Annotated in this window: 12 protein-coding genes; 4 read left to right on the top strand and 8 right to left on the bottom strand. The window is 66.4% G+C overall.

Features of this window, described 5'->3' with window-relative positions:
* The first annotated feature begins 21 nt into the window (after positions 1-21).
* Positions 22-2,166, top strand: coding sequence for a hypothetical protein (locus AB4Y75_RS04630; protein WP_441434689.1), 2,145 nt, complete (start codon positions 22-24; stop codon positions 2,164-2,166).
* A gap of 140 nt (positions 2,167-2,306) precedes the next feature.
* Here AB4Y75_RS04630 and mutM read toward each other — a convergent pair whose 3' ends face one another.
* The 5 genes from mutM to coaD form a co-directional block, all read right to left on the bottom strand.
* Positions 2,307-3,281: a bifunctional DNA-formamidopyrimidine glycosylase/DNA-(apurinic or apyrimidinic site) lyase gene (gene mutM / locus AB4Y75_RS04625; protein WP_441434688.1), complete on the bottom strand. Its 975-nt coding sequence runs from the start codon at positions 3,279-3,281 to the stop codon at positions 2,307-2,309.
* A 3-nt stretch (positions 3,282-3,284) separates the two neighbouring features.
* On the bottom strand, positions 3,285-3,956 hold the full coding sequence (rnc, locus tag AB4Y75_RS04620) for a ribonuclease III (RefSeq protein WP_441434687.1): 672 nt from the start codon (positions 3,954-3,956) through the stop codon (positions 3,285-3,287).
* Positions 3,957-3,996: 40 nt separating this feature from the next.
* Complete coding sequence (gene rpmF, locus AB4Y75_RS04615) at positions 3,997-4,200, bottom strand: 50S ribosomal protein L32 (RefSeq protein ID WP_307497329.1); 204 nt, start codon at positions 4,198-4,200, stop codon at positions 3,997-3,999.
* A 52-nt stretch (positions 4,201-4,252) separates the two neighbouring features.
* Positions 4,253-4,780, bottom strand: a complete 528-nt coding sequence (locus AB4Y75_RS04610) for a YceD family protein (RefSeq protein WP_441434686.1) — start codon at positions 4,778-4,780, stop codon at positions 4,253-4,255.
* 145 nt (positions 4,781-4,925) lie between these two features.
* Entirely contained in the window at positions 4,926-5,408 is a 483-nt protein-coding gene (gene coaD / locus AB4Y75_RS04605) for a pantetheine-phosphate adenylyltransferase (protein ID WP_441434685.1), read from the bottom strand.
* A 177-nt stretch (positions 5,409-5,585) separates the two neighbouring features.
* Here coaD and AB4Y75_RS04600 point away from each other — a divergent pair, with 177 nt between their 5' ends.
* Genes AB4Y75_RS04600 through AB4Y75_RS04590 form a run of 3 tightly spaced genes read left to right on the top strand, consistent with a single transcriptional unit; the run spans position 5,586 to position 8,075 of the window.
* A complete protein-coding gene (locus AB4Y75_RS04600) occupies positions 5,586-6,791 on the top strand; it encodes an aminotransferase class I/II-fold pyridoxal phosphate-dependent enzyme (protein WP_441435261.1) in 1,206 nt (401 codons plus the stop codon).
* On the top strand, positions 6,788-7,573 hold the full coding sequence (locus tag AB4Y75_RS04595; protein ID WP_441434684.1) for a spermidine synthase: 786 nt from the start codon (positions 6,788-6,790) through the stop codon (positions 7,571-7,573). Before AB4Y75_RS04600 ends, AB4Y75_RS04595 begins: the two co-directional genes overlap by 4 nt.
* A 4-nt stretch (positions 7,574-7,577) precedes the next feature.
* Complete coding sequence (locus AB4Y75_RS04590) at positions 7,578-8,075, top strand: GNAT family N-acetyltransferase (protein ID WP_441434683.1); 498 nt, start codon at positions 7,578-7,580, stop codon at positions 8,073-8,075.
* Positions 8,076-8,308: 233 nt separating this feature from the next.
* Here the strand turns inward: AB4Y75_RS04590 and rsmD are convergent, their stop codons facing one another.
* Genes rsmD through AB4Y75_RS04575 form a run of 3 tightly spaced genes read right to left on the bottom strand, consistent with a single transcriptional unit; the run spans position 8,309 to position 12,187 of the window.
* Positions 8,309-8,872, bottom strand: coding sequence for a 16S rRNA (guanine(966)-N(2))-methyltransferase RsmD (gene rsmD / locus AB4Y75_RS04585; RefSeq protein ID WP_441434682.1), 564 nt, complete (start codon positions 8,870-8,872; stop codon positions 8,309-8,311).
* Positions 8,873-8,932: 60 nt separating this feature from the next.
* On the bottom strand, positions 8,933-11,152 hold the full coding sequence (locus AB4Y75_RS04580) for an ATP-dependent DNA helicase RecG (RefSeq protein ID WP_441434681.1): 2,220 nt from the start codon (positions 11,150-11,152) through the stop codon (positions 8,933-8,935).
* A 60-nt stretch (positions 11,153-11,212) separates the two neighbouring features.
* Complete coding sequence (locus tag AB4Y75_RS04575; protein ID WP_441434680.1) at positions 11,213-12,187, bottom strand: DAK2 domain-containing protein; 975 nt, start codon at positions 12,185-12,187, stop codon at positions 11,213-11,215.
* Between the last annotated feature and the right edge of the window lie 22 nt (positions 12,188-12,209).

Raw genomic sequence — 12,209 nt, 5'->3', positions numbered from 1 at the left:
ACGCCACGATATCGTTCTTCCATGGCGGACGCTCGACTCGATATGGCACTTCGACAGCTCGGACCAGAGGACTGGTCAGCTTTCGAAAAGTTCGCAGCTGAGTTTCTCGTCGTTGACTACCCATCACTCCGAACCATGGCTTCCATGTCGGGAGACAGAGGTCGGGACGGGCAGCTCTATCAGCCGAACGAAGAGCAGACTACATTCATTCAGTACTCGGTCACTGAGAGCTGGAGGGCTAAGATCACTGGAACGATTGCCACCCTCACGAAGAACTTTGGTGGCAATTTCCGGCTGATCTACGCGACGAACCAAAAGATCGGACCGGATGCTGACACTCTGGTAGCGGAGCAACGTAAGGCCGGCTTTGAAGTCGATGTGCGGGATAGAACTTGGTTTGTCGAACGAGCCCACACTCACGAACAGCGAACGGCGGCGAGTAACGATCTCGCTCGTCGCTTCGTCGACCCTCTTTTGGCCTCTGCCGGGCTCGCGCCCCGTGTAGCACGGCCCCTTGGGCCCGCTGAGGCGCGTGTCGCCCTGATCCATCTCGCTCTCGACAGCGTGGACCGTCGAGACAACCAGGGCATTACCCGTAGCGCCTTTGAAGCACTCGTTCGTTCTGTCATGCATGACACGAATGCCAATTTAACGATGACCGTGGACGAAATCATCACACAAACCGCGGCTCTGGTTCCCGCCGGTGATCCTGCACAGGTCGAGGCACAGGTACGGGGTGCGCTGACCCGACTCTCGAAGAAGGGCCCGATAAAGCATATGCGCGGTACGGACGAGTATCGTCTGTCCTTTCACGAGCAGGAGCGGGTCCGCAATCAGTCTGCGGCAGTGTTGTCATCAGAACAAGATCTACTTGACGAACTAAAAGCAAGAATCCGCGTTCTCGATGGTATCGATGAATCTCGAGCCATCACAGCAGCATCCGATTTGCGTGTTGCCATGGACACCTGGTTGCTGCGCAGAGGAGAGGCATTTGCTTCAGCGGTGCTTACGGGTGAGGTCACAGATTTCGATCCCAGAACACTTGAGTCACTACTCTCACCGGTTGAGGGTGGCCCCTCTGCCGATGCGCTGATTTCGATCGTTGGCGAGACTCTCGAGGCTCCGAGTGCAGCTACACGCGCATACCTGAGTAATCTCGCGTCGGCCTATACCCTGTTCTCTTTCCTCCGCCAAACTCCCGATGTTCAGAAAGCGATGCTGAACGTTTTCCAAGGCGGGAAGATCTGGCTCGACACCAACGTCCTGCTTCCCCTCCTTTCAGAACGCCTTCAGGAGAATGCCACGCAACGATATTTCACCTCGTTGATTCAAGCGGCTCGGGACGCTGGTGCTTCGCTTTACGTCACGGATGGCGTCATTGAAGAGTTGCTCAAGCATATCTCTAGGTCGTTGAACTGTGCGCGCACGATCTCCACTGCTTGGGAAGGCACGGTTCCATACCTCTTTGGGAGGTATGCCGCCAGTGGCAGAGGTAGAAGTCAAATGGTCGAGTGGCTCGAGACTTTCCGCGGCGACACGTATCCTGAAGACGATCTCGCGCTGTACCTCGAGGAAGAGCACGGAATCGTCGTACATGATCTTGAAGCCGTCGCAGACGAGGCCCCACCTGAGCTTCGTGCGGCGATGAAAGAGTTTTGGGCGCAGACCCACGAGGATCGCCGAAAGCAATGGGGGCATGAAACCGACCCAGCCCTTGTGTTGCGTCTCGCCAGTCACGACGTGACTAGCTCCATCGGCGTAATTCAGCTCAGAGGGAAAACACCAGTTGGCCCTATGGGCTTCGAACACTGGTGGCTTACCCTTGATCGCGCAGCCTTTCGAATGTCTTCGTGGCTGCGGGATCGGATCGGCGAAGAGGCCGCACCTAAGTCTCCGGCTTTGAACCCGGACTTTCTTGTCGAACTTCTCCGGCTAAGGCAAGTTCGTTCGTCCGTCGAGCGTGAGTTGCAGGTCCCACTCCCCACCATGGCGAACTACCTACGCTTCGCCGCGATTCCGATCAGTGTGGTGGAAGTTGCGGACAAGGAACGAGCCGCTCTCATCGGCCTAGACGAACGTGTGATCCAACGGCGTGTGCGCCAAAAGGTTGATGAGATTCGTTGGGAACGCGGCACAGATCTGATCGATTCCGTCTACGATCGGTAGTTTCGAGTTTCAGAATCGTCCAGATGCGATCAGTTTCTCGAGAAAGCCCTAGTCATAACGAGTCCTACCCAACTTAGCTTCACCGCCTATTCTGAACTCACCACGTGAGTGGGAAGAAACAAAAGGCTAGTTCGTGGTCGTCATGGCCGAGCTAGCGACTGGTCAGAGCCACGTCTAGGAAGAGGCTGGCACTTGGGGCAGAAGTACGACGAGCGGTTCATGAACGACACACGCCGGATGAGGGTCTCCCGGCCCTCGGCGGCGCAGCGCAGACACGGCTGACCCTCGCGACCGTAGGCGTTCAGCGACCGGGAGAAGTACCCCGACGCCCCATTGACGTTCACGTACAGGGAATCGAAACTGGTCCCGCCTGCGGCCAGGGCCTGCTCCATCACCTCGCGGCAGGCGTCGAGGAGCCGGAAGGTCTCGGGCCTCCGCAGGGTCGCCGTCGAGCGTTCGCCATGCAGGCGCGCGGCCCACAGCGCCTCATCGGCGTAGATGTTGCCCACGCCGGAGACGAGATTCTGGTCCAGCAGGGCACGCTTGACGGTGCTCCGTCTGCGGATCAGGATCTGGTGCACCGCTTCGGCGTCGAAATGGGGATCCAGCAGGTCACGGGCGATCTTCCCCACCTCGCCGGGAAGCAAAGGCGCCGCGGAACCGCGTCCGCCGGGCAGCCCGTCGAGGGTGGGGATCAGCGAGGTGACGGACAGCCCGCCGAAGATCCGCTGGTCCACGAACCGCAGCTCGTCCGGCATGCCGGGGCTGGAACTGAGGGACAGCCGCACCTTGAGGTGTTTCTCGTCGGGAGCGTCCGGCTCTTCGAGGAGCAGCTGGCCACTCATCCCCAGATGGGCCAGGAGCGCCGTGGCCGGGAACGGTCCAGGAGGATCGGCCTGTCCCCCGGCCGGTTCGAGCAGAAGCCACAGATATTTGCCGCGGCGGACCGCCGCGTTGATCCGGGCGCCTCCGAGGGAGGAGGAGAAGTGGGAGGGGTCGCCGTCGTGCCTGCGGATGCTCCGCGCGTCGAGCACTTCCGCGTTCTCGATGCGGCGGCCGACCGCCCAGCGCTCCAGGCCGGAGCGCACGACCTCGACTTCGGGCAGCTCAGGCATGGGTCAGGAGTCGGCCGGAACGGGGTTCAGCTGACGCCAGGCGTCACCCGCGGCTTCCTGTTCGGCTTCCTTCTTGGAATTGCCGTGGCCGGTGCCATAGGCGTTGCCGCCCATCATGAGCACGGCCTTGAAGACCCGGGCATGATCCGGGCCGGAGCCGGTGACGTCGTAGACCACGGGGCCGAGCTGACGGCTGGCCGCGTACTCCTGGATGTAGGTCTTCCAGTCGGTGGCCGCGCCCAGGGCGGCGGCATCCGTCAGCAGAGGACCCATCAGGCGCATGACCATCTCCCGGGCCACCTCGATCCCATGGTTGAGGTAGCACGCGCCGATCAGGGCTTCCATGGTGTCGGCCAGGATGGAGGCTTTGTCCATCCCGTTGGTGCGCTTCTCGCCCTGGCCGAGGTAGATGTGCTCCCCGACGCCGAGCTCGCGTGCGACGCCGGCAAGCGCCCTGGTGCTGACGACGGCGGAGCGGCGCTTGGCCAGCTCGCCTTCCGGCAGATCCGGGTAATCGCGGTACAGCGCCTCGGTGACGGAGAACCCCAGGATCGAGTCGCCCAGGAACTCCAGGCGCTCGTTGGTGGGGATCCCGCCGTTCTCGTAGGCGTAGGACCGGTGTGTGAGTGCAAGACGAAGCGTCTCGGCGTCATAAATGACACCGAGACGCTTCATCAGGTCTTCAGGCGAAGACGTCATATCAGCCGGGGGCGGATTAGACGTCAGCGACCTTGCGGCCCTTGTACTCCAGGAAGAGCTCGGTACCTGCGGAGTCGGTCACAACCTTGGCCTGGTGGGGCAGGCTGTAGGTGACGCGACCGTTCTCGACGGTCTTCACCAGGTTGGGGGCGGTAGCCTTCCACTGGGAGCGGCGGGCACGGGTATTCGAGCGAGACATCTTCCGCTTGGGAACAGCCACGGCTAACTCTTTTCTCTCTCAGTCCATCTCTGAACTTGGGTCCAACACTGAATCAATCGGTTTTGCCGGTTTGGCCTTGCAGATTCGCGAGGGCAGCCCAGCGAGGATCCAATACCTCGTGGTGGTGCCCCGGCTCGTCATCAAGGCGAATCCCGCATTCGGAACACAGACCCTGACAATCTTCCCGGCACACCGGCTGGAAGGGCAGCGCAGTCACTACCGCATCCCGCAACACCGGCTCAAGATCGATCTCATCGTGCTCGACTCGACGTTGCTCTTCATCGTCTCCCTCTGCCTCGGACACGTGTTCCGGGTAGAAGAAAAGCTCTTGCACAGTGACGCGCTGGTCATACGCAAGGGGATCCAGGCAGCGGCCGCATTCGCCCTCGATGAGGACATCCGCGGTTCCCGATACCAGAATTCCTTCGTGTACGGACTCCAGCTTCAAGTCCAGCTCCACGGGGGAACCTTCCTTGACGCCAATGAGCGGCACACCAAGATCTCTTGGTGCTGGCACTTGCTCTTCCAGGGTCCGCATGCTGCCTGGGCTGCGCCCAAGGTCCTTGACATCGATAGTCAAAGGGGTGCGGTGATCGCGTTTGATGAGAACTCCTGAAAGAACATAGGACCGACGAACCATCTTAGCGTGAGTCGGGCACTTGACTCAAACCACGGGCCTGAGCCCGCTCGGTTCACCCAAAAATCCTACCCTGCGGCGGCGGGTTTCAGGCCTTCGGCGCGCCGCCGCGGAGCCGTTTGAGCACCGCGCGGGGAACGAAGTCCGAGATGTCCCCGCCCAGCGAGTCGACCTCTTTGATGAGCGACGAGGAGATGTGCGTGAAGCGGCCCTCCGCAGCCAGGAAGACGGTCTCCACTCCGGAGAGCTGCCGGTTCATGGTCGCCATGGGGAGCTCATAGTCGAAGTCACTGGAGGACCGCAGCCCCTTGACGATGGCACTGGCGCCGCGGCGCCGGCAGTACTCTGCCAGCAGTCCCTCCCCCATGGGCTCCACGATGATCCCGCTGAGATACCCCAGGGTCTCCCGCGCCATGTCGAGCCGTTCCTCCAGGCTGAAGCGGTACTTCTTGGCCGGGTTGGTGGACACCGCCACCACCACTTCGTCGAAGATATTCGCGGCACGCGCGATCACCTCCAGATGCCCGTGATGGATGGGATCGAAGGAACCGGGGCAGACTGCACGACGCATGTCTCGACGCTACAGCAGAGGCGACCGGGATAGCATGACCGAGAGGGGCGCGCCGCGCCTCCTCCCAGGGCCCGCGACGTCATGCACGGGCGCGGAGCCCCGGGGCGGCACCATGCGAAGCAGGCACCTCACGTGACTCCAGCAGAAGAGATCCCCTGGCTGACGGACTCCCCATGGATGGACGCGGCCCGCGGAGCGAACCTCCTCGGCGCCGACGGCTCCCTGGGGACCACGATCTTCGAGGAGATGACCGGCCTGGCCGTCCGGCATCAGGCCATCAATCTGGGCCAGGGCTTCCCCGATGAGGACGGTCCGGGCCCCGTGCGGGAGCTCGCCCAGGAGGCCATCGCCCGGGGCGAGAACCAGTACGCGCCAGGGAAGGGCATCCAGCCGCTGCGCGAGGCGATCGCAGGCCACCAGCACCGCTTCTACGGGATCGACCTCGATCCCGAAACCCAGGTGGTGGTGACCACCGGCGCCACCGAGGCCATCGCGGCGGCGATCCTCGCCGTCGTGCGTCCGGGCGATGAGGTGGTGACGTTCGAGCCTTTCTACGACTCCTATGGCGCCATGATCGCGCTGGCCGGCGGCGTGCACCGGACCGTCCCGCTGCGCGCTCCGGACTTCCAGCCGGACCCCGAGGAACTGGCGGCCGCATTCGGCCCCCGGACCCGCCTGGTGATCCTCAACAACCCTCACAATCCGTGCGGCGCCGTGTTCGGCACGGACGTCCTGGATCAGGTCGTGGAACTGGCCACCCGGCACGATGCCGTGATCCTCAGCGACGAGGTATACGAGCACCTCACGTTCGACGTGCCCCACGTGCCGATCGCGACCCGTCCCGGAGCGTTCGACCGCACCCTGACCGTCTCCTCGGCCGGCAAGACGTTCTCCTTCACCGGCTGGAAGATCGGCTGGCTGAGCGGGCCGGCGTCGCTGGTCGCCGCCGCCAGGACCGTCAAGCAGTTCCTGAGCTACAGCTCCGGCACACCGTTCCAGGGCGCCGTGGCCTCCGCGCTGAACCTGGACGACTCGCTCTATCGCAGCTTCGCCGAGACGTTACGCGGGAAACGGGACCTGCTCTCGGAAGGCCTCCGGGCAGCGGGCTTCACCGTGTACGAGCCCCAGGGCACGTACTTCGTGACCGTGGACACCGCTCCCCTGGGCTTCCACGACGCGGCGGCGCTGGCCCGGCTGATGCCGGAACGCATCGGGGTGGCCGCCATCCCGCTCTCGGTCTTCTGCCACGACGACGGCGCGCGCCGCACCGCGAGCCTGCTCCGCTTCGCGTTCTGCAAGCGCGAGCCGGTGCTCCGCGAGGCGGTCGCGCGCCTGGGCGGTCTCGGCGAGGCGCTGGGCCAGTCCCCTCAGGCAGGCCGTTGAGTTCCCGGTACCTGCGGGCCGGTGGCGTCCACGCGAGCATCGAGCCGGACACCCTGGTGCCCGGCTCCGCCATCCTCGCACTGGGCGGAGCCGAGCAGTCGCACGTGAACCTGGCCGACCCGGGTCAGATCTTCTACGAATATCTCGCCCGCATGGCCCACGCGACGGACCTCGTGGCCCCGGCCGGACGACCCGTGACGGCCGCGCACCTCGGGGCCGGGGCGCTGACCCTGCCCCGGTACCTTCAGCACACGCGGCCCGGGTCACGGCAGTGGGCCGTCGAGCTGGAGCGGGAGCTCCCGGACTTCGTCCTGACGGAGCTGCCGCTTCCCCCGGGGACCCGGCTGGAGATGGCGCTGGGAGACGCACGGGCGGAGTTCGCGGCGCTGGAACCGGGGCACGACGGCGAACCGCGACGGTTCGACGTCGTGGTCCTGGACGTGTTCTCCGGCCCGGAGGCCCCGGCGCACCTGGCCTCGGCCGAGTTCTACCGTGAGGTGGCGGCGCGGCTGGAACCCGGCGGCCTGTTCCTGGTGAACGTCGGCGACGACCCGCCCTTCACCCTCATCCGGAGCCAGGGCAAGGCCCTCCTGGACGTCTTCCCGGGCGGAGTCGCGGCGCTGTGCGAGACCGGCATGCTCGCTGCCCGGTACCCGGGCAACATCGTGTTCGCGGCCCGCGCCGAGCCCTGGACCGCCACCTGGACGGAAGCCCTCCTCGCCGCAGGCCCGCACCCGGCCGCGGTCCTGAGCGGCATGGAACTCGAAGACTGGCTGGGGTGAGTCGATGAATCCACACGTTCGACAGGCGAAGGCAGCCGACGTCGACGGCGTCGTCGCCGTCGGGCACACGACCTGGCCGCCAACGTATCTGGAGCTGGCCGGCGCCGAGTACGTCAAGGCCGGTTTGGCGCGATGGTGGGGCTCAGAGGGAATCGCCGAAGCCATCGCGGCCGGACAGATCCTGGTCGCGGAGGTCGACGACCGCGTGGTGGGAGTTGCAATGTTCTCCGCCGACGGTTCCGTGGTCGACCTGTGGAAGCTGTACGTGATGCCCGAGTTCCAGGGTTCCGGCGTCGGTGCGCAGATGCTCCAGGCCGTCATCGATGGCCCTGGGAGCCGCGCCACGTCCATCCGCCTGGCGCACAAAGAGGGCAACACTCGAGCGCGGTCGTTCTACGAGCGCTGGGGCTTCGCGGAAACCCACCGGACTCCCGATGACCTGGGAGGTCCTGACAACGTCTGGATGGCGCTGTCTCTGAGGCACGGTCCTGAGCGAGATTGACCTGAAGACTGGCTCGGGTGAAAGTCCCCGGCTCGACGGACATTCCCCGCCGCTGAAGCGCAGGGGAAAGTCCACAGCGCAGGGCAAAGCGGAATGCAGTCCGCCGGGCGTTTTCCCGGAAGCGGCGCATCGCGCCTCGGAGCGAGGAACGAGCGCAGAGGCGTGTCTGAGCCGCGAGGGAAAACACCCGGCGGACGCCCCTACGGACCCCGGCCGGACTCAGGAACGAGCGCTCAGACCGGCTCCGCGAACCACAGGGTCGTCTCGCCGTACTTCTTCTCCGCGAACCGCTCCACGCCCTCGGGCCAGCCCGGCTCCGGTGACCGCGAGCTCCGCTCCACCACCACGACGGCGCCGTCGGACAATCGCGGCACCAGCAGTTCCAGGACCCTCACCAGGTCCTCCTCGCTGAGCGGATAGGGCGGATCCAGGAACACCAGGTCCCAGGTCCCCACCGCGGTGCGCTCCAGGAACGCGCTCACCTTGGAGCGCTGCACCGAGGTGCGGAGCCCCTTCGCGGAGGCGCTCACCAGCTCGGCGTTCTTCTGGCAGACCCGGGCGGCCTTCTCGTCGAGGTCCACCAGGGTCACGGAGGCGGCGCCGCGGCTCCCGGCTTCCAGTCCGAGCGCCCCCGAGCCGGCGAAGAGGTCGAGCACCTCGGCCCCTTGCAGGATCCCGTAGGCCTCCAGACGCGAGAACAGCGCCTCCTTGACCCGGTCCGTGGTGGGGCGCGTGGCCGTGCCCGGCACCGAGACCAGGCTCAGGCCTCCGGCGGCGCCTGCGATGATCCGGCTCATGCGTTCCTTCCTTCCGGCGCGCCAGGGACGTGACGTCCCGCCGCGCACCGGTGTGCGTGCTCAGCCCCGTTCAAGGAAGGCTTCCTTCTCCGGGTTCAGATAATTCTCCAGCGCCAGCCGCAGCGCCTGGTGGTGCTGCAAGGTGGGATCCTCCGCCACGAGGTCCTGGGCGTCATCCCTGGCCTCGGCGATGATCTTCTCGTCCTGGATGACGCGCAGCAGCTTGAGCGTCGACCGGCCACCCGACTGGCGGGCGCCCAGGATATCGCCTTCTCGCCGCAACTTGAGATCCTCCTGGGACAGGGCGAATCCGTCCGTGGTGGCGGCGACGGCCGTCAGGCGCTCACGACTGGGGTGGTCCGGCTCCAGCCTGGTCACCAGGAGGCACGTGCCCGGCAGTCCGCCACGGCCCACGCGGCCGCGCAGCTGGTGCAGCTGCGAGATGCCGAAGCGGTCGGCGTCGAGGATCACCATGAGGGTGGCGTTGGGGACATCCACACCGACCTCGATCACCGTGGTGGAGACCAGGACGCCCACCTCCCCCGCCGCGAACGCGGCCATGGTGGCGGACTTCTCCTCGGGCGCCATCCGGCCGTGCAGGGCCTCCACTCGCACGCCCTGAAGCGCCGGGGCGGCCCGCAGGGTCTCCAGCATGCCGACGACGCCGGCCAGCTGCTGTGCGCCCTGCTCACCGCCGGGCTGCTCGGCGAGTCCTTCGCCGCCGTCGTCGTTGGAGACCTCGCCGTCCCCGATCTTGGGACACACCACGTACACCTGACGGCCGGCGTCGACCTCCTCGCGGGCCCGCTGCCAGAGCCGGGCCTCCCAGGACGGGTGTTCCTGGAGACCCACCACATGCGTGACGATCGGAGCCCTGCCCGCAGGCAGTTCATCCAGCACGGAGGTCTCCAGGTCCCCGAACACCGTCATCGCCACCGTGCGCGGAATGGGCGTGGCCGTCATGACCAGCAGGTGCGGCGGGGCGTCCGCCTTGGCCCGCAGGGCGTCCCGCTGCTCCACACCGAAGCGGTGCTGTTCGTCCACCACCACCAGGCCGAGGTCGAAGAACGTCACGTTGTCCCCCAGCAGGGCGTGCGTGCCCACCACGATGTCCGCAGCGCCCGAGGCGGCGTCCAGGAGGGCCTGCCTGCGAGCGGCGGTGGAGAGGGAACCGGTGAGGAGTGCCACGCTCACGGAGGGCCCGTCCCCCGGGCCGAGCAGACCGTCGCGCGCCAGCGACCCGAGGGTGCGGCGGATCGAGTCGGCATGCTGAGCCGCCAGCACCTCGGTGGGAGCCAGGAGCGCGGCCTGCCCTCCCGAATCCACCACCTGGAGCATGGCGCGCAGCGCCACGAGTGTCTTTCCGGACCCGACATCGCCTTGCAGCAGGCGGTTCATGGGATGGGAGGTCGCCAGATCCCGCGACAGCTCCTCGCCCACGCGCCGCTGACCGGCCGTGAGCGTGAACGGGAGCTGGGCGTCGAAGGCCTGCAGGGCGCCGTCGAGCGTTCCGGGACGGGAGGTCGCCACTTCCTGCGCCGCCTCGGCGCGACGGCGGGCCAGGGCAGTCTGGAGGACCAGCGCCTCCTGGTACCGGAAACGGTGCCGCGCGCGCCAGTAGTCCTCCGCCGTGGCGGGCTGGTGGATCATGCGGTACGCCTCGGACAGGCCCGGGAGGTTCTTCCTGCGACGGATCTCCGCCGGGATCGGGTCCCCCCAGCTTCCCGTGTCCACCTGGTCCAGGACCACTCCGACGGCTCGCTGCACGGTCCAGGAGCTGACCTTGGCGGTGGCCGCGTAGACGGGGATGGGCATGCGGGCCAGGGCTTCGGCGTCGGCGGTGCTGGTCACCGCCTCGTCGAGAAGGATGAAGTCCGGATTGGTCAGCGTGAGCTTGCCCGCGTAGGAGCCCACCCGGCCGGAGAACAGCGCCAGCACCCCGGGCTGAAGCTGCTGGCGGGCCTTGAACCCGTTGAAGAAGCTCAGTTTCACAGCGGAGAGGGCGGGGCCGGCTTCGTCCTCGGCGTCGCTGATGACCACGTCCGTGATGGACCCGCGGCGTGCGCGCATGGTGCGGGTGCTGCTGGAGATGACGCGGGCCAGGATGGTGACATCCTCGTCGAAGGGCAGGGTCTCGATGCTGCTCAGTTCGCCGCGGTCCAGGTACCGGCGCGGGAAGTCGTCGAGAAGGTCGGCCACGGTGTGCAGACCCAGGTTCTTCTCGAGGCTGCCTGCCACGCGCTTGCCGAGGAGGAGTTCAAGGGCGGTGTGCTGTTCCACGGGTCAGCGTCCCTGGCCGGGCGCGCTCACGACCGCCGCGCTGTCATTCCGTCGTCCCATTCAGGACTCACGAGGGGCGGCGAGCTCAGACAGGGTGACGTTGGCGGGCTCACCCAGGGCGTTGATCAATTCGAGGATGGGAGCCGGGTCGGCGGCGTGCACGTGGACACGCCACCGGTAGCTGAGCTCGCCTTCCTGGACGTCGACGCCGTCGCGGTGCCCGGAGACGGCCTTCACGGGCGAGATGATCACGGACTCGCCGATCTCATCGAGCCGCTGCCGCAGGGTGGCGGCGTCCAGCGGGGACAGCTCGATGGTGCACATGACCTCGTACCCGTCATCCGCCGGCATGTCACCGTGGATGTGGGGGAACTCGGTCTGGTAACCGTGCAGTTCGTCCCAGGCCGTCTCGCTCGTCTCGGTGCCCAGGATGGTGCCGCGCAGGCAGTCCAGCACCAGGAGGAAGCCGACCGCGCCGGCGTCCACCACCTGCGCCTGGCGGAGCGCTCCGAGCTGCTCCTCGGTGCGCACCACGGCCAGCCGGACCGTCTCCACCACGTGGTTCAGGGACTGGGCCAGCGCCAGGTTGCTGTCGTCCCCGTTGAGGGAGGAATCCATCTCCTCGGCAGCGTCGGCGGCCGCGGCGAGCACGGACAGCATGGTGCCCTCCACCGGCTCGCTCAGCGCGGACCAGCAGCGCATCCGCGCCCTGCGCAGGCCGGAGGCCAGCAAGGGGGCGCTCAGACGTGGATGGCCCTGCACCGATTCCGCCAGTGCGGCCAGGAAGACCGACAGGAGCGTTCCGGAATTGCCGCGTGCGTTCTCCATGGCGGCTCCGGCGGCATCCGCGAGCACGACCCCCACGTCGTTGCCCAGAGGGTATTCCTCCGGCCCGATGGCGCGTGCCGCGGCACGGAGCGTCAGGTAGAGGTTGGTTCCGGTGTCACCGTCGGCGACGGGGAAGATGTTGATGGCGTTCAGGCGGTCGCTGTGATTGCCCACCACCTGCTCGGCGGTGCAGAGCCAGCGCCTCATCGCCTGAGAGTTGGCGGCAATC

Source organism: Arthrobacter sp. RAF14 (genome assembly GCF_052114185.1).
Classification (GTDB): Bacteria; Actinomycetota; Actinomycetes; order Actinomycetales; family Micrococcaceae; genus Arthrobacter_E.
The sequence above is the reverse complement of the archived record's forward strand: the minus strand, read 5'-3'. Positions and strand labels throughout refer to the sequence as shown.